The 18,441-nt window shown below is 60.9% G+C and carries 12 protein-coding genes; 10 read left to right on the top strand and 2 right to left on the bottom strand.

Annotated elements, in window-relative coordinates:
* Window positions 1-45: 45 nt before the first annotated feature.
* Window positions 46-4,776 (top strand): choice-of-anchor K domain-containing protein, encoded by a 4,731-nt coding sequence (locus AB5Y50_RS00400; protein WP_368162379.1) that lies wholly within the window; start codon window positions 46-48, stop codon window positions 4,774-4,776.
* Window positions 4,777-4,943: 167 nt separating this feature from the next.
* Here the strand turns inward: AB5Y50_RS00400 and mdtH are convergent, their stop codons facing one another.
* Window positions 4,944-6,137 (bottom strand): multidrug efflux MFS transporter MdtH, encoded by a 1,194-nt coding sequence (mdtH, locus tag AB5Y50_RS00395; protein WP_029314794.1) that lies wholly within the window; start codon window positions 6,135-6,137, stop codon window positions 4,944-4,946.
* 202 nt (window positions 6,138-6,339) lie between these two features.
* Between mdtH and AB5Y50_RS00390 the strand changes: the two genes are divergently transcribed.
* Entirely contained in the window at window positions 6,340-7,239 is a 900-nt protein-coding gene (locus AB5Y50_RS00390; protein WP_029314793.1) for a LysR family transcriptional regulator, read from the top strand.
* A gap of 57 nt (window positions 7,240-7,296) precedes the next feature.
* On the opposite strand, the gene AB5Y50_RS00385 is transcribed toward AB5Y50_RS00390, so the two are convergent.
* Entirely contained in the window at window positions 7,297-9,069 is a 1,773-nt protein-coding gene (locus AB5Y50_RS00385; RefSeq protein ID WP_323583064.1) for a M4 family metallopeptidase, read from the bottom strand.
* Window positions 9,070-9,420: 351 nt separating this feature from the next.
* On the opposite strand from AB5Y50_RS00385, the gene AB5Y50_RS00380 reads away from it, so the two are divergent.
* From AB5Y50_RS00380 to putP, 8 genes are all read left to right on the top strand, one after another.
* Window positions 9,421-9,975, top strand: coding sequence for a GNAT family N-acetyltransferase (locus AB5Y50_RS00380; protein ID WP_048206978.1), 555 nt, complete (start codon window positions 9,421-9,423; stop codon window positions 9,973-9,975).
* A 37-nt stretch (window positions 9,976-10,012) separates the two neighbouring features.
* Window positions 10,013-10,567: a GNAT family N-acetyltransferase gene (locus AB5Y50_RS00375; RefSeq protein ID WP_041212415.1), complete on the top strand. Its 555-nt coding sequence runs from the start codon at window positions 10,013-10,015 to the stop codon at window positions 10,565-10,567.
* 174 nt (window positions 10,568-10,741) lie between these two features.
* Window positions 10,742-11,848 (top strand): 1-acyl-sn-glycerol-3-phosphate acyltransferase, encoded by a 1,107-nt coding sequence (locus AB5Y50_RS00370; protein WP_010675527.1) that lies wholly within the window; start codon window positions 10,742-10,744, stop codon window positions 11,846-11,848.
* Window positions 11,849-12,158: 310 nt separating this feature from the next.
* Window positions 12,159-12,629, top strand: a complete 471-nt coding sequence (locus AB5Y50_RS00365) for a YhcH/YjgK/YiaL family protein (protein ID WP_010675526.1) — start codon at window positions 12,159-12,161, stop codon at window positions 12,627-12,629.
* A 218-nt stretch (window positions 12,630-12,847) separates the two neighbouring features.
* On the top strand, window positions 12,848-14,047 hold the full coding sequence (locus tag AB5Y50_RS00360) for an acetate kinase (RefSeq protein WP_210556789.1): 1,200 nt from the start codon (window positions 12,848-12,850) through the stop codon (window positions 14,045-14,047).
* 131 nt (window positions 14,048-14,178) lie between these two features.
* Window positions 14,179-15,420 (top strand): mechanosensitive ion channel family protein, encoded by a 1,242-nt coding sequence (locus AB5Y50_RS00355; RefSeq protein ID WP_210556787.1) that lies wholly within the window; start codon window positions 14,179-14,181, stop codon window positions 15,418-15,420.
* A gap of 185 nt (window positions 15,421-15,605) precedes the next feature.
* Window positions 15,606-16,532 (top strand): L,D-transpeptidase family protein, encoded by a 927-nt coding sequence (locus AB5Y50_RS00350; RefSeq protein ID WP_010675523.1) that lies wholly within the window; start codon window positions 15,606-15,608, stop codon window positions 16,530-16,532.
* A gap of 274 nt (window positions 16,533-16,806) precedes the next feature.
* On the top strand, window positions 16,807-18,315 hold the full coding sequence (gene putP, locus AB5Y50_RS00345; RefSeq protein ID WP_244053775.1) for a sodium/proline symporter PutP: 1,509 nt from the start codon (window positions 16,807-16,809) through the stop codon (window positions 18,313-18,315).
* Window positions 18,316-18,441: the final 126 nt, after the last annotated feature.

The following is an 18,441-nucleotide window of genomic DNA, read 5'->3' as shown; positions in this document are numbered from 1 at the left end:
ACCATCAGCGACGCCCCGAAAACCGACCTGACCATCAAGGTGGTGGTGGGTCATATCACCACCGACAACGGTGATGTCCAGGCGGTGACCCGCGAGGTGGTCATCAAGGCGAACACCACCTCGGTGAGCTTCGACGTGGCGACCCTGGATGACGTTTATGCCGAGCCGGCCGAGCAGTTCCAGGTCAGCGTGAGCGAGACCAGTGGCGGTGGCTACGAGAAGGCGCCGGCACTGCCGGGTGCAGTGACCACCACCATCACCGATGAGACGGTACCGAGCGTGGAAGACACCGTGTTTGCCCAGATCGCGGTGGATAAGGCCAGCGTGGCGGAAGGTGGCGTGCTCAAATACACCGTGAGCTTGGTCGATAAGGATGGCAATGCCATAACCCTGCCGACAGGCAAAGTGGTGACCCTGAACCTAGCATGGAGCGGTGCTGCGGCCAATGATGGCGACACTAGCGGCCGCCCAGCCAGCGTGACCATAGGTACGAACGGCAAAGCCGAATTTACTGTTGCTACAGTAAACGACACCATTTATGAGATGGAGGAAAAGCTTGCTGTAACTATTAGCGGTGTGAAGACCAATTCGGCATTTGAAGCTATCTCGATAGTAAATGGAAAAGGTAGTGCTGAGACCGTCATTGTGGACAACGATGCCCCTCCTTCTGTGGTGATCAATAAACCGGCTGTTGTGTCTGAAGAGGGGCTGGCCAACGGATTACAAGATGATCTAGGCAATACGGATACCACTAATGCGAAGGTTGCTAGCGGCACTATTACAGTGGCGGATATCGATAGCAGTAGCGTGACGGTCAGCCTCTCTGGCCCGTCCGGGCTCAAGTCTGGCGGGCTGGATGTGAAGTGGAGCTGGGATGCATCAGGCAAGGTGTTGACCGGATATACCGGTACCTTGGGGGGGGCGGACTACAAGGCTGTGCTTGATGTCAAGCTGACTGCACCTGCAGGTAGTACCAAAGGAGATTGGGGTTATGACGTTACTCTGAAAGGCGCCCTAGATCATCCGGTGACTGGTGCCGAGGACACGCTGAGTTTCAACATCGTAGTCTCTGTTTCTGATGGCCAGAGTACTACGAGTGCTTCGTTGCCCATCACTGTGGAGGATGATGCCCCCATTGCTGGCGATGCTGCAGCGGTTTCGCTGGTAAAAACCAGTATTCCTGATGTATTGACCGGCAAGTTCAGCATGACTGGTTATAGCGGGGATCGCACCAGCATTGATGGTGGCAAGTTCACCATTACGGCTAAAGGGTTCCTCTCTTCAACGTCTACTGTCTTGACCGGTGCTCTGGTTAATGGCTCGGGCGAAGGCATTGGTGTCAAGAGCTCGACAGCCCCTTACCACAATATTGAGAACGAGGTCGATTTCCGCAAACTGGCAGACGGCTCAGGGGTATCTGAAGAGCTGGTGATCAAACTGGATGCTGGCACTGTGGCTTACGGTGCCAAGATCGAGTTCAGCAAGATGTTCGGTGGTGAGCTGGAGAGCGGCGTGGTCGAGTTCTACCGTGATGGAGTTCTGATCTCAACACTTCCCTTTAGGTCGGATGCGGCGGGGGGAGAGTACAACCAGAACTTCCAAGTGCAGCAGGGTGGTTTTGACACCATGGTGATCAAAGCAACCGATAACGGCAATTCGTTCAACGTCAAGGACAACAGCGACTTTACCGTCAAGTCTATCGAGTTTCTGGGTTCCGATACGCCACAGGCAATTGCCTATGGCTCGGGGACAGTTGCACCGCAATGGGGAGCTGATGGCAAAGGGAGTCTGGAGCTGGTTACCGGCACCGTTGAAACGGGTCTGAAAACTGCTGCTGGTCTGGCAATTACCATTACCGCGGAAGGTGCCAACAGCATGGTTGGCAAGGCCAGTGATGGCAGCTTGATCTTCAAGATGCAATTCACGCCTGCAACGGGCAAGTGGGAGTTCTTCCAGTATGCAGAGATGCAGCGCCCGGTTGGTGATGGCGACATTGACTTCACCTTCAAGGCCTATGATCGGGACGGTGACAGCTCGCAAGGCAGCTTTGCTGTCAACCCGCTGGCGCGCCCTGATGTAACCGGCGTATCGAGTGCCACTGTGGTTGAAGGGGCTACCTTGCAGCATGTTGTGACCTTGAGTGGTGCGACTAATGTGGCGACTGAGTACAGCCTCTCAATCGCGGGTAGTGGTACTCATGCTGCCTCTAACTCTGACTGGGGAACTCTGCAGTTCAGTCACGGTGTTACCTATAACAGCAGCACAGGCAAAATCTCAGTACCAGCCGGTGTGACGAGCTTTACCGTGTCAGTGCCGACAGTGAATGACAAGCTGGTAGAACAGACAGAAACCTTGACTCTGACTGTAGGTGGTGCGACCGGAGCCGGAACCATTACTGACAACGATCTCTCTGTGCGACTGGGCAATGGGCTGGTTGATGAGGATGGTTTGTCTGGCGGAAATGCACACTTGCCTGAGCCTGTGGGTATGCCTGCTAGCGGTCCGCTTTCTGTGACTCAGTCGCTGCAGGTGACGGATGGCAGTGGTGGCAATGTCTCTGGCGTACAACTCAAACTTGTTGGCATCACGGGTCTGAGCGGGGTGACGGGCATTGATGGTCAGCCGGTCAATATTGTTCAGGATGGCGCCGGGCTCAAAGGGTACTTTGGTAACAACCCCGCCAATGTGGCCTTTACTGTGACAGTGGATAACAGTGCCAACCCACCGAGCTACACCTTTACTCTGCTCAAGCCGCTTAGCCATACAGTGGATGGTCAGAGCACCGTGTTGACCAGCCAGGACGAACTGCGCTTTACCGTCAACTATGAGGTAAGCAAATCTGGAGCTGAGACTGCCACCGGTTCGTTTGACTTGGCTGTGCGTGACGATGTGCCGGTTGCAGTGGTCGATGATGCGAAAGTCGATGTTGTAGTTGATACCTTCCTGTTTTCTGGTGTCGAGGCTTCATGGATTAATGTTTCTGGCGGTAAAAATCTGGAGCATTTTGACGGCCCTGATAATGATACAGCGAAGGATCAAATTCGCTGGGGTGGAAAAAATGAAAATAAATCGGGTTATGGTTTTGCCGATAACGATGCGGCCTTGAACGGAGAGATCCCGCTCAACGAAGAGATCAAACTGGGTACTTTCACCCACTACAATTATCCGGTTTCCTCCGGTACGGCTATCAACACTGTAACCATGCAGGCAACCTTCTCGGTTACCGACTCCATGGGCAGAGTGACACCAGTGACTGTGACCATCAATTTCAATCACAACGAAACGCCGAACGATTGGGCCGATCCGCGAGATATCATCACTATCGGAACTGCGACCGCGAGCTTCAACTTTGAAGGCAAGGTCTACAGTCTCGAGGTGCTGGGTTTCCGTGATGCAGGTGGCAATGTGGTGAAGACTATCTACACCAACGAAAATGCCAGCAACAGCTTCGATCTGATCGTCAAGTTGGTGGAAGGGTCTGGTTATCAGCTGCCACAGACCACAGGTAATGTGCTGGCCAACGATCTTGCCGGTGCTGATGGTGGTCTGAGTGTCATTGGCTACGGGGTCGGCAGCAGTTCGACCACCTATACCAATGGTGCGGGTACCCAGGTAGTCGGTTTGTACGGGGTACTGACCATTCTGGCCAACGGTGCCTATACCTATCAGGTCACCAAGAATGGCAGCCAGATCCCGGCTGATGCACGCGAGGTGTTCAGCTACAGCGTGCGCGATGGCGATGGCGATACCACCAACAGCACCTTAACCATCAGCGTCAATCCGGTGGACAGCAACGGGGTTCCGGTTCATCTGCCGCTGACGGTAGATGGTACTGACCTCAACGACTCCATCGTGGTACGCAATGGCGAGAGAGCAGCTAATCCTGACCGTCTTGATGTTTCCTTCGGCGGTAATCTGCTGGGCGAAGTCACTACCAGTAACGGCGGTACCGACCACATACATGCCGGTACCAGCTACAACAAAGGGAGTGCCGACCAGATCGTCAGCAGCGGTGCAGGCAATGACCATATCGAAACCGGCAGCGGTAATGATGTGATTTATGCAGGCAAAACCGGGGCTGATGGATTCGGTACCGACGATTCGTTGCAACTGACGGTAAATCAGCTCAAGGCTCATCACATCATGACAGGCAGCTTGTCTGGTGCCGATGCCATGCTCGATGGCGACGGTCTGTTGCTGAGTGTTGATGTCAGCAGTAGCAAAGCGGATGTGGTCAATGGTGGCAGCGGCAATGACAAGATCTACGGGCAGTCAGGTTCCGATATCCTGTTTGGCGGTACCGGTGACGACTACATCGATGGCGGCAGTCATAACGATGGGCTGCGCGGCGGTCTGGGGAACGATATCCTGATCGGCGGGCTAGGCAATGATGTAATGCGTGGTGACGGCGGTTCAGATACCTTCGTCTGGAATCAGGGGGATACAGTATCCGGCTCCCTGACCAAGGATTACATCATGGACTTCAACAAGGGGTCAGGCACCATCAACCGTTTGGAAGAAGACAAGCTGGATCTGAGCGATCTGCTGGATCACGATGGTTCTCACAGTACGACTGACCTGAAGAGTCTGCTCTCGGTGTTCCAGGACAATGAAGGGGTGCACCTGCAGGTCAAGGAGAGCAGTGCCGCGCCGGTGACCCAGGAGATAGTGCTGATGAACCACACCTTCGACACCCTGACGGGCGGTTCAGGGACGACTGCCAACCAGGTGATCGATTTCATGTTGCAAAACAACATGTTGGATATCAACAAGTAACAGCCAAGCGGGCTGGGCAAAAGCGGCAGAGCAATCTGCCGCTTTTTTTATGGGGGATTTTTGGGTGGATGGGCGCAGACGAGGGGGAGGGCAATGCAAGAAGAAGATAAAAAAGGGCGCCCTTCAAGAGAAGGGCGCCCGGGGTAGACGGGATGATTGCCAGAGGATCAGGCGTTGACCCCTGCCAGGCGGGAGCCGCGCTGGAAGCAGTTGGCCAGCAGCAGCAAGGTGGTGACACCGACGGTGCCGAGCACCAGCCAGGGCAACCAGGGTTGCCCCTGGGCCATGGCGTAGTCGTGCAGAGCACCGCCCCCCACGTAACCCGTCATGCCCCCGAGCGCCAGCCCCAGTCGGCTGAAGCCCATGTAGCTGCCCCGCGCCCCCGGTTGTGCCAGCTTGGTCATCAGGGTTTCCCGCGCCGGCTCGGCGATGACGATGCCAAGGTAGAAGCAGGCGAGCAGCAGGAAGACGGCGGGCAAGGTGGTAGCAAAGGCCACCAGCCCGATCCCCGTGGTCATCAGCAGCACCCCCGCCATCAGGCGGTTCTCCAGCTTGAAGTGGCGCTCGCCGAACCGGGCAAGGGGGTAGAGCAGGGCCAGGGAGATGGCCGTCTCCAGGGTATACATCCAGCCCACCGCCGTGGTGCTGCCCGCCATCTGTTTGACCAGAATGGGGAAGATCAGCATGACCTGCACCCAGAGCGCGTAGTAGCCGCTTAAGATCAGCACCAGTCGGCAGAAGGCCTTGTCCGCCAGCACCTGGCCGAGGCCGTCCCGGATCGGCGTCGGGCGCACCGAAAGCTTGTAGGGGGGCAGGATCAGCAGGTTGCACAGGGCGGCGCAGACGAAGAGGCCGGCACCCAGCAGGCAGACATATTCAAAATCGAAGTTGAGCAGCCAACTGCCGAGCAGGGCTCCCACCACGGCGCCGGCGCTCTCCAGCATCATCAGCAGGGAGATGTAGCGACCCCGCTCCCGTGGCCGGGTGAACTTGATCACCAGGGCGGCGCGGGGGGGATCGAACAGGCAGCCACCCAGCCCCGAGATGATGCAGGAGAGGATCAGTTCCAATCCGCTCTGGGCATAGGCCAGGCTGGCAAACCCCAGCGCCCGCAGCAGCATGCCGCAGACGATGAGGGGGCGCGCCCCGAACTTGTCGGCGAGGGAGCCGCCAAAGACCCCCAGCCCCTGCTGGGTAAGCTGACGCAGCCCCAGTGCCAGTCCGACCACACCGGCGGCCCAGCCCAGTTGGTCGACGAAGCGCAGGCTGATCATGGGCATCACCACGAAGAAGCCCAGGATCACCAGCAGGGAATCCAATGCCAAGAACCACCGCCCCAACCGCCTCGCCCGATCCACCATGACCCTGATACCTCTGTTTGCTTCGCTGATATTGTTGTCTTTCTTGCCCGAACGGCGCCGTCACCAAACAGAGCCAAGGGGGATGACAACTCCCTGGCTCGGTGGCGTTCAGCCGGTTCATGACGATTGATGCTGCTATTCTGGTGGGGCTCCAGATATAGTGGTAGCCGACAACTGGCTATATTTCATATTGGATTTGGTTATGGCTATGACCCTCGACGATTTGCAACTGCTGCTGGACGTGGCCAACCGTGGCAGCTTCAGCAAGGTGGCCGCCATTCGCGGCTGGTCACAACCCATGGTGAGCCAGCGCATTGCCGTGCTGGAGCAGGAGCTGGGCCAGTCCCTGTTCCGTCGCCATCGTCGGGGGGCCACCCCGACCCCGGCCTGCGAGCAGTTTCTGCCTGCCGCGACTGCGGCCCTGAGCGCACTGGAAGGGGGGCGGCTGGCGATGCAGGGGGCGCCTGCATTGCCGCGGATCCGGCTCTCCTGCCTCCCCTCCCTGACCACGGCGGTGTTCGGCCCCCTGCTGCTGGCCCTGGTGGACGAGACCTTCGAGATCCGCTGCAACACGGATCACTCTGGCATCATCATGCAGGAGTTGCTGACCGGCGAGACCGACGTGGGCTTCATTCTCAAGTGCCCTGCCATCGCGGGCATCCAGCTCGAACTGCTTTACCGTTCCCCGATCATCGCCGTGGCCTGCGCCACCCACCCGCTGGCCGGGCGGCAGGGGCTGACCCTGCAGGACATTGCCAACGAGCGGCTGGCGCCCCAGCAGTGGGGGACGGGCTGCGACGAGCTGATCCTGCAGTTGCGTTTGCTGCGTCAGGTGGCGAGCCCGCTGCACGCCATCCAGCCAGCAAGTGCGGCGCGGGAGCTGGCGCTGGAGCACGGCTTCATCACCCTGATGCCGGCGCTCGCCATCACCCGGGATCTGGAGTTCGGTCGCCTGGTGAAGCTGGACGTGGTGGATCTGCCACCGGATCACTGGGACGTGATGATGGCCTGGCGCAGCGGCAAGCGCCCCAATCCCGCCAAGGAGCGGGTGCTGGAGGCGGCCCGTACCCTTGCCCGGCGCTGGTCGGGCAAGCGGACATAAAAAAGCGCCGGACCAGGCCGGCGCTCTTCGCTTATTCCCCTTGATGCCCGCTCAGACTCAGTAGCTGGCCTTGAGGGTGACGCCGGAGAAGGCGCTGAACCCGCTCAGCTGCACGTGCCAGGTCCCCGCCTTGGGGGCGTTCAGGGTACAGGTTTCGGCATTGCCGCTCTTGTAGGGGCGGCAGTCATAGCTGCTGGCGGTCGGCGCGCTGCCGAACTTCACGTAGAGATCCGCATCCCCGCTGCCGCCGCTGCTGGTCACCACCAGCTGGCTTCTGCCGGCGGGCACCTCGACGGTGAAGTTCAGCTTGCCCCCCTTGGCGGCGGTGAGATTGCTCACCAGTACCCCGTTTTGCAGCACGCTGCCCGGTTGGGGTGTGGTGCCGCCGCAGGTGGCATTGACCCCGACGGCGGTGAAGGCGGCTGCCACGTCGCTCACGCTGTAGCCGAGATCCGTGGCGGCCCTGGTCACCCCGCACGCCCCCTGATCGAAGGTGGTGTTGGGGCCCCAGTAGAGGCGGTTGGCCAGCACGAACACCTCGAACGCCTTGCGGGTTTGCCAGCCGCTGGTGTTGGCCAGCAGGTAGAAGGCGCGGTTGTAGACCCCGGAACTGTGGTGCACGTCGATGCCGTCATAGTAATCGCTGGCGTGGCCGATGGACTTGCCGTCCCGGGCCGGGTCCTCGAAGTAGCGCAAGGAGCCGTTGCCCTTGAAGATCTGGGCCCCCACCAGCCAGTCGTTGCTGCCCTTCATGTAGTATTCGGCCGCTTCCCCCGCCATGTCGGAGAAGGCCTCGTTGATGCCGCCAGACTGACCGGAGTAGACCAGTCCTGAGTTCTGCTCGGTGAAGCCATGGCTCACCTCGTGGGCCGCCACATCCAGGCTCACCAGCGGATAGAAGGTGGTGGCCCCGTCGCCGAAGGTCATCTGGCTGCCGTCCCAGAAGGCGTTCTCGTAGTTGCGGCTGTAGTGCACCCGCATCTTGAGCTTGAAGCTCAGCGGCGCCGTGTTGTACCAGTTGCGGTACATGTCGAACACCACGTTGCCGAAGTAGTGGGCATCGTTGAGAGGGGAATAGGCACCGTTGATCTCCTTGACCGTGTTCTCCGGGCAGGTGAACTGGTGGATGGTGCCCCCCGTGGTGCCGTGATTCATGTTGAGGGTGTCCACGTTGGTCCCCGTCATGCGGCAGTTGTCATCTACCTGCAGGGGGCCAAAGTCGGCGCCGTAGAAATACTTGCCGGTCTTGACGTTGCCCCCCGGGCCGGTGGCGTCCTTGTGGTTGATCCCCTCCCAGCGTTTGAGCTCGCTGCCGGTCTGGGCGTCGATCATCACGAAGGGGCGGCTCGGTTCCTTGCTGGCGGCGAGCCAGGAGACCAGATAGACCAGTCTGGCCTGGCCGGTCTCATCCTGCATCACGAACAGCTTAACCTGTTCGTTGCTCCCCTTGGCACCGCTGCGAGCCTGGCGTGCGGCGTCGCTGGCGGAGAGGGCAACGGCCGGGCCCGTCAGGTCGGCATCGATCTTGCGCAGCATGGTGCCGGACACCTGATTGACCTGGCCCCCCAGCGCCTGATCGGCCACCAGAACCTGGCCCCACACCGGAATCCCCTGCCAGGTCTGCTCATAGCGTATCCGCTGCTGGCCATTGGGCAGCGTCACCGCCCGCACCTTGCGAAACTCGCCATCCCCGGCGCCAAGGGCGCCAATCTTGGCGGCGCCACTCACCGCACCGGCCAGGTCGGAGACCTGGTTCACTTCCACCTGTTCTGCCGCCATGGCGGCGCTTCCCCAGCAGGCCAGCATGACGGCCAAATAGACTTTGTTCATCTCGTCTTTCCTTAGTCGATGAAGATTACACGCCGGGTCCGTTGCCCGGCGCTCTTACACTAGTGGGAAGGGGGAAAATAACGGCCTGTCATTTGTCACAGGGCAGCGAAAAAAGGTAGCACGATTCACTTTTACAGTGCCAATCATCCACAAATAATGGTAATGGCAGCATGTTAAACCGCTGTGAGGGGTGATTGATGACCTAGGGGGCAAGGTGCCCGCATGGGGATCGCCATATGGGGGTTGCCAGTGGGGAAGCAGGTTGAAAAGCCCTTGGCAAACAAGGGATTGATTGACTACATTGGCTCCCATGACGGCAGGTGGCCGGAGCGGAACCGGGGAGGAGTGGCGATGTTTTCATGGCAACTGGATGACGAGCTGGCGCTCCTGTTCCTGCAACCCGACATGGCCAGCGAGCTGTTTCGCCTCTGCCAGCGCAACCGCGATTACCTCTCCCAGTGGCTGCCCTGGGTGCCCCACATCCAGCAGCCCGCCGACAGCGCCACCTTCATTCGCCACTCCATCGAGAAGTTTGCCCGGGGGGAGGGGCTGACCACGGCCATCGAGTATCAGGGGGAGGTGGTCGGCGTCATCGGTTACAACCAGATCGATCAGGATCTCAGCAAGGTGACCATCGGCTACTGGCTGGCGGAGCGCTGGCAGGGGCACGGCATCATCACCCGGGCCTGCCAGGCCTTGATCCATCACGCCTTCGAGGAGATGGGGATGGAGAAGGTAGAGATCAGCGCCGCCCTCGAGAACGAGGCGAGCCGGGCCGTGTGCGAGCGGCTGGGAATGACCCAGGAGGGGATCACCCGGCGGGCGGAGCGGCTGGCGGACAGGGTGGTGGATCATGTGCACTACGGCCTGCTGCGGGACGAGTGGCTGAGGCTGAGGGATCTCTGATGACCTTCCTGTCCGCTTCCAACCTCCTGAGGGTGAGATGACGACGCTGCCCCACATTGCCACCCCCCGTACCCGGCTGACCGTGCTGACCCCGGAGCGGGCCTGCCTGATGGTGGATTTCTATCTGCGCAATCGCGCCCATCTCTCCCCCTGGGAGCCCAGGCGGGAGGAGAGCTTCTACACCCTGGCCCACTGGCAGACCCGCTTGCGCGACGGTTACGGCCACTATTTCGAGGGCAGTGCCGTGCAACTGGTGGCGCTCGATCCCAGGGGGGAGCGGGTGCTCGCCACCTGCAATTTCACGAACATTGTGATGGGCATGTTCAAGGCGTGCCACCTGGGCTATGCCATCGACAAGGAGCACGAGGGGCAGGGCCTGATGCAGGAGGTGGTGGCCGCCGGCATCGATCACCTGTTCCGGGAGCGGGGCCTGCATCGCATCATGGCCAGCTACATGCCCGCGAACCTGCGAAGCGGCGCGCTCCTCGAACGGCTGGGGTTCGAGCAGGAGGGATACGCTCGGGACTATCTGATGATCAACGGCCGCTGGGAGGACCACGTCCTCACCGCGCTCATCAATCCCGCTGGCTAGCAGAGCCGTTGTCGAAAGGGGGGCTGGCGGGTGACCGCCATCGCTTTTTCACTGCAAGATCGCACTATCTGTACGCCTCTCATACCCCTGGGGATAAAAGCGTGTAAAATTGCGCCCTGAATTTTCCCGGCCGGCAGACGCAGGCCGCGACTCCATACATGCAAGGCAGACATTGTGACAGAAGTAGATAGATTCGCGGACATTCGCCCCTATCGCGATGAAGAAGTACCGGCTGCCATCGAGCGGCTGATCCAGGATGACGAGTTTATCGGCGCCATCGCCAAATACCGCTTCGGTTCCCTGATGAGCTGGCTGGGTTGGGCCATTCGCCCGCTGATCCGCCAGTTCCTGCGCCACAAGTGGGCCAAGGTCAGCACCATCCATCAGGTACAGATGGGGGTAACCCGCTACATGACCCGGATGATCGCCACCTCCACCCAGGGAGTGAGCTTCTCCGGGCTCGAACACCTCAAGAAGGAGCAGGGCTACCTGTTCGTCTCCAACCACAGGGACATCGCCATGGATCCGGCGTTCGTCAACTGGGGGCTGCACACCCACGGGTTCGATACCGTGCGCATCGCCATCGGCGACAACCTGCTGCGCAAGCCCTGCGCCACCGAGCTGATGAAGCTCAACAAGAGCTTCATCGTCAAGCGCTCTGCCAAGGGACCGCGGGAGATGATGAAGGCCCTCGGCGAGCTGTCGGCCTACATCGGCCAGTCGGTGCACGAGGGGCACTCCATCTGGATCGCCCAGAAGGAGGGGCGCGCCAAGGACGGGGATGACAAGACGGATCCGGCCATCCTCAAGATGTTCTACGTGGACGGCAAGAAGCAGAAGATCGAGTTCGTCGACTACATGCGCAGCCTCAACATCGTGCCGGTGAGCATCAGCTACGAGCTGGATCCCACCGACAAGGCCAAGGCGCGCGAGCTCTACGAGAAGTCGGTCAACGGCAGCTACGAGAAGGGCGAATTCGAGGACATCGAGAGTATCGTCGCGGGCATCGTCGGCCAGAAGGGGCGGGTACATGTCTCCTTCGGCGCCCCCATCACCGAGGGCTTCAGCGATCCAGACGAGCTGGCGGCGCTCATCGACAAGGCGATCTGGAGCAGCTATCGCCTCTTCCCAGGCAACTACCTCGCGGCGGATGTGCCCGGCAAGGCCAGCACCATAGAGCAGAGTGCCTTCCTGACTCGCCAGTCCGAGGTGCCACAAGAGCACAAGGCCATCTGGCGCGCCATGTACGCCAAGCCGGTGGAAAACGCTGGCAAGGTTTGAATGGCACCGCTTTTGAGCGGGTGATGGAAAAAAAACGGGAGCAGATGCTCCCGTTTTTGCGTCTGGTCAAAGTCGGGGGAGATTGGGTAGTGAATAATATTGTTTCAACTGGTACGATCATCGGGTGAATGGGCGAGTATCTCTTGGCAGGGGCGGACGAGTATGCAACAGTGACTCGGCGCCATCGGCTAGGAAGCGACAGCGCCCCCGTCTGCACGGATGGCAGACGAGACGATAAAAGGACCTTTAATGGTCCTTTTTCATTGGTGCACAAAGATAGACCACAGATATATCTAAGGATGCGAACCTCATGATCACCGGCAGTCTGGATACCTTGCAACGCACCCCCTTGCCCGCCCCCCTGAACCGTATCGTGGCCGAGGTGGTGCAAAGCGTCGAACGCTGGCTGCACGCCCCCCTCGGCAAGCAGGAGGTCGACGGCCTCACGCTGTTCTGCCTGGTGAGCGAGGATCTGACAGAGCCGGTGGCGGATCGCCGGGGCGAGTTTCATGAGCAGTATCTGGACATCCAGCTGCTGCTGCGCGGCGAGGAGTGGATCGGCGTGGGCCCTCACGCCTACAGCCGGGACGGTGCCGACCATCCTCACCCCGATCTCTGGTTCGTCGATGACGAGCAGACCAGTTATCTGGCGTTGCAGCCCGGTGACTTCGCCATCTTCTGGCCGGGAGAACTGCATCGCCCCCTCTGTACCCTGACGACCCCAGGTCCGGTCAAGAAGCTGGTCGTCAAGGTTCACCAGTCGCTGCTGACCGGCGCCTGAGTGGCAACCGGGGCCTGGAGTCCCGAGTGATTGGGCCAACAGAGGCCCGTTGCGAATCGCTGATTCGACGCGCGCGCCAGACGAACGGTCTGAGCCCAACGATTTGAAAAATTGGACGCACCCTCCTGCGACCATAAGCCCCCGGCAGGGGAATCCCATCCATCGCTGGATGACACGACACTGTCGGCGTAAAGCCGAAGCACAGGAAGATGTAGAACATGAGCAAGTTGGTATTGATCCTTAACTGCGGTAGCTCTTCCCTGAAATTTGCCGTAATGGACGCTGAAACGGGCGAGGACATGCTGTCCGGCCTGGCCGAATGCTTCAATCTGGATGACGCACGTATCAAATGGAAACTCCACGGGGTCAAGGGCGACGCCATGCTGGGCGCCGGTGCTGCGCACCAGGAAGCCCTCGACCACATCGTGGGCCACATCCTGCCCCAGGATCCCGCCCTGGCCGATCAGCTGGTCGCCATCGGCCATCGCATCGTGCACGGCGGCGAGCAGTTCTCCCGCTCCGTGCGCATCGATGACGGCGTGATTGCCGGCATCGAGGCCGCCATTCCGTTCGCCCCCCTGCACAACCCGGCGCACCTCATCGGCATCCGTGCCGCCCTCAAGGTGTTCCCGGCCCTGGCCGACAAGAACGTGGCCGTGTTCGACACCGCCTTCCACCAGACCCTGCCTGAGGAAGCCTACCTCTACGCGCTGCCCTACAAGCTCTATCGCGAGAACGGCATCCGTCGTTACGGCGCCCACGGCACCTCCCACCGCTTCATCGCCGAAGAGACCGCCAAGGCGCTGGGCAAACCGCTCCATGAGCTCAACATCATCAACTGCCACCTGGGCAACGGTGCCTCCGTCTGCGCCATCAAGAACGGCGAGTCCGTCGACACTTCCATGGGGCTGACCCCGCTGGAAGGGCTGGCGATGGGCACTCGCTCCGGTGACATCGACCCTGCCATCGTCTTCTTCATGCACGACAACCTGGATTACAGCGTGGACAAGATCAACCAGGTGCTGACCCGCGAATCCGGCCTGCTGGGCATGACCGAGGAGAGCAGCGACTGCCGTTACGTCACCACCAACTACGCTATCGATGCCGGTGCCAAGCGGGCGCTGGATGTCTTCACCTATCGCGTTGCCAAGTACGTCGGTGCCTATGCTGCCGCCATGGATGGTCGCCTGGACGCCCTGGTGTTCACCGGCGGCATCGGCGAGAACGCCGCCATGGTGCGCGAGATGGTGCTGGCCCGACTGGCCCTGCTCGGCTTCAAGATCGACAAGGAGGCCAACAACGCAGCCGTACTGGGCGGTGAAGGCCCCATCACCGTCGAAGGCAGCCGTCTGGCCCTGGTGATGCCCACCAACGAAGAGCTGGTGATCGCCCGTGATGCCCTGAGCCTGGTCGGCTAAGGCACCCTCTGGTGACGACAACGCCCGGCCCCTGCCGGGCGTTGTCGTTTCGGCAATAGTGATCGGCCTGTCATTTGACATGGGGGACCAGATGCGTACCCTGACCGCTGTGTGATATTGCGGAGGTAACGATGAAAGAGATGTTTTTCAACTGGTTGTCAGGCCTGGGGGTCGATGTGACCCCCATGATGGCCCTGGTGATTGCCCTGGGGTTCATCGTGCTGACCGCCATGGTGCTGCACCTGGTGCTGCACCGCATCCTGCTGGTGCGCCTGGTGGGGCTGCTTGGCAAGACCAAGCAGATGTGGCTGCCGCCCCAGTTGCAGCAGCGCCTCTTCTACCGGCTCGCCTTCGTGTTCCAGGGCGCCGTACTGCTCGGTCAGGCGGAGATCTGGCTGCCCAAAGCGTCCGAGAGCCTGGCGCTTATCGAGTTGCTGGCCCAGCTCTGGATCCTGCTGTTCCTGCTGCTGGCCCTGTTCGCCCTGCTCGACTGCCTGCTCTCCCTGAGCCGGCATACCCGGCTTGGGCGGGATCTGCCCCTGCGCGGCATCTTCCAGGGGGTGAAACTGGTGGCCAGCATCCTGGTGGGCATCCTGATGATCGCCCTGCTGCTCGGCAAGTCGCCCCTCTTCCTGTTCAGCGGCCTGGGGGCCATGACCGCGGTCCTGATGCTGGTGTTCAAGGACCCCATCCTCGGCCTGGTGGCGGGTATCCAGCTCTCCGCCAACCGCATGCTGAGCGTCGGTGACTGGTTGCAGATGGACAAGTACGGGGCGGACGGCGAGGTGACCGACATCGGCCTCACCACGGTCAAGGTGTCGAACTGGGACAAGACCATCACCACCATCCCTACCTATGCCCTCATCTCCGACTCCTTCAAGAACTGGCAGGGGATGACCGAATCCGGCGGGCGCCGCATCAAGCGCAGCGTCAACATTGACATGACCAGCGTGCGCTTCCTCACCTCGCAGGAGCAGTTGCAGCTCAAGCAGGCCAGGTTGCTGGCGCCCTACCTCAGCCGCAAGGAGCAGGAGCTCAGCAGCTACAACCAGCAGCTCAGCGATGCCATCAGCTGCCCCATCAATGGTCGCCACCTCACCAACCTCGGCACCCTGCGCGCCTATCTGGACGCCTACCTGCGGGCTCATGCGGGCATTCGCAAGGACATGACCCTGATGGTGCGCCAGTTGGCACCGACCACGGACGGCCTGCCGCTGGAGATCTACTGCTTCACGGCGACCACCGCCTGGGCCGAGTATGAAGGGATACAGGCTGATATTTTCGACCACATATTTGCGATAATTGAGCAATTCCATCTGCGTTTTCATCAGTCGCCAACCGGTTATGACATGCACAGTTGGAAAAACGGCTGATCCCGCTTATGACAAGGTGCCGCGGCGCAGCGCGGCACCGTATTTAATCACCGACCCGTCAGCACGTGGCGGTTGAAATTTGCATGGCAGAGGAGAAAAATGGCGGCCTTCTCTTCGCCCCGGGCGCGCCCGTCGCCTCCGCGCTGGCCAGAGTGCTGAACCACCCCCTTTATCACAGGAAAGTTATGAAGCTCCTCCACAACACGGCGGCCGCACTGTGCTGCTCCCTGATCCTGGCCGCCATGCCCGCCCTCGCCATCGAATATGCCCTGCCCGCAGCCAACAGCCGCCTGGTGGGGGAGAACCTGGACTACGTGGTGTCCCCGGAAGAGGCGGGCCAACCCCTGGAAGCGGCAGCGGCCAGATTCCAGCTCGGCTTGACCAACATGCTGGAAGCCAACCCCAAGGCAGACCCCCTGCTGCTGCAGGCGGGCGAGAAGCTGGTGGTGCCGCATCAGCTGATCCTGCCGGATGCCCCCCGTGAAGGCATCGTGCTGAACGTCGCCGAGATGCGCCTCTACTACTACCCCAAAGGCAAGAAGGTGGTGGAAGTGCTGCCGATTGGCATCGGCCAGCTCGGCACCGACACCCCGGAAGACTGGGTGACCAGCGTGCAGCGCAAGAAGGCGGGCCCGACCTGGACCCCGACCGCGAAGATGCACGCCGAGTACGCCGCCCGTGGCGAGACCCTGCCCGCGGTCTGGCCGGCCGGTCCGGACAACCCCATGGGGCTGTTCGCGCTCTACATCGGCAAGATGTACGCCATCCACGGCACCAACGCCCAGTTCGGCATCGGCCTGCGGGTGAGCCACGGCTGCGTGCGTCTGCGCAACGACGACATCGAATACCTGTTCAAGCAGGTCCCGGTCGGTACCCGCGTCCAGTTCGTGAACCAGCCCATCAAGGCCTCTGTCGAGCCGGATGGCCGCCGCTACCTGGAAGTGCACCAGCCCCTCTCCCGCAACCAGGAGGAGTTCAACTCCAGCCTGCCGGCCCCGCTGCCCATGTCCACCGCCGTGACCCGCTTCATCGCCCACGCGGACAGCGACTCCCAGCTGGTCAAGCAAGCCCTGGAGCAGCGCAGCGGCATGCCCATCGCCATCAACCGCTGATCCCGCCCGTCGGTATCCCGAGCCCCGGCCACTGTCGGGGCTTTTTTATGGCGCGGGGGAGGGGATCATCAGGGTAAACCCTTGGCAGAGCGGGATAAAATCCGGCCTTATTGCAATTGAGTGGTTGCTTGGTTAGGTGTTAAACGTTTTCCATGTGTTTTTTATTTGTTAAAAGTGGTTGTGGTCCGGCGATCTGCTGATTACTCTAGGCCGGTTTTTTTAAGGAAGAGTCCGTCGCAAGAACGGGCACAGACGTCACATAACGGAGTTTTGAATGACAGCTAGCACCCCCATGCTCATCACCTTTCTGGTGTACATCCTCGGGATGGTGTTGATCGGCTTCATCGCCTATCGCGCCACCCGTAACTTTGACGACTACATTCTCGGCGGCCGCCGGATGGGGAGCTGGGTGACCGCCCTCTCCGCCGGTGCCTCCGACATGAGTGGCTGGCTCTTGATGGGCTTGCCAGGCGCCGTCTTCATCGGCGGCATCTCCGAGAGCTGGATCGCCATCGGCCTCATCATCGGCGCCTACTTCAACTGGCGCTGGGTGGCCGGTCGGCTGCGGGTTCACACCGAGAAGAACCGCAACGCCCTGACCCTGCCGGACTACTTCACCTACCGCTTCGAGGACAAGAGCCGGGTGCTGCGCATCCTCTCCGCCCTGGTGATCCTGCTGTTCTTCACCATCTACTGCGCCTCCGGCGTGGTGGCCGGTGCCCGCCTGTTCGAGAGCACCTTCGGCATGAGCTATGACACCGCCCTCTGGGTCGGCGCCGCAGCCACCATCACCTACACCTTCTTCGGCGGCTTCCTCGCGGTGAGCTGGACCGATACCGTGCAGGCCACCCTGATGATCTTCGCCCTCATCCTCACCCCGGTGTTCGTCATCATCGCCGTGGGCGGCATCGACACCGCCATGGTGCAGGTGGCGGCGCAGAACGCCAGCAACCTCGACATGTTCAAGAACCTGGACTTCATCGCCATCATCTCCCTGATGGCCTGGGGCCTGGGCTACTTCGGCCAGCCCCACATCCTGGCGCGCTTCATGGCGGCGGACTCCCACCACTCCATGGCCAGCGCCCGTCGCATCAGCATGACCTGGATGGTGCTTTGCCTGGGCGGCGCCGTGGCCATCGGTTTCTTCGGCCTCTCCTACTTCTCCACCTTCACCGAGCAGGCGGGCGGCGTGACCACCAACCCGGAGCGCGTCTTCATCGAGCTCTCCAAGATCCTGTTCAACCCCTGGATTGCCGGCGTGCTGCTCTCCGCCATCCTGGCGGCGGTGATGAGTACCCTCAGTTGCCAGCTGCTGGTCTGCTCCAGCGCCATCACCGAGGATCTCTACAAGCCCTTCCTGCGCAAGAACGCCTCCCAGAAAGAGCTGGTGTGGGTCGGCCGCGCCATGGTGCTGCTCATATCCCTCATCGCCATCGCCGTGGCCGTGAACCCGGAGAACCGGGTGCTGGGGCTGGTAAGCTACGCCTGGGCCGGCTTCGGTGCCGCCTTCGGTCCCGTGGTGCTGCTCTCCGTGCTCTGGTCCCGCATGACCCGCAACGGCGCCCTGGCGGGCATGCTGACCGGTGCCCTGACCGTCATCATCTGGAAGCAGTTCGGCTGGCTGGGTCTGTACGAAATCATCCCGGGCTTCCTGTTTGCTACCCTGGCTATCGTGCTGTTCAGCCTGTTGGACAAGGCCCCCTCCAAGGCCATGCAGGATCGCTTCGCAGAAGCCGAGCAGGAGTTCCAGAGCCCTATGGCAGACGCCATCGCGGCAAAATAACCCCCGCCTCGACGACAAAAGCCCCGCAACTGCGCAATGCTGTTCACTTAAGCGGAGCCGCATTGCGATTTACCGGAAAACGGGTCTTTGATATCTTCACCGCCCTGGGTCTCGATGGCCTGGGGC

It is taken from the genome of Aeromonas sp. s6, assembly GCF_040907815.1.
In the GTDB taxonomy this organism is placed as follows: Bacteria; Pseudomonadota; Gammaproteobacteria; order Enterobacterales; family Aeromonadaceae; genus Aeromonas; species Aeromonas caviae.
Note: the sequence above shows the minus strand (reverse complement) of the source record. Positions and strands in the feature narration are given on the sequence as shown.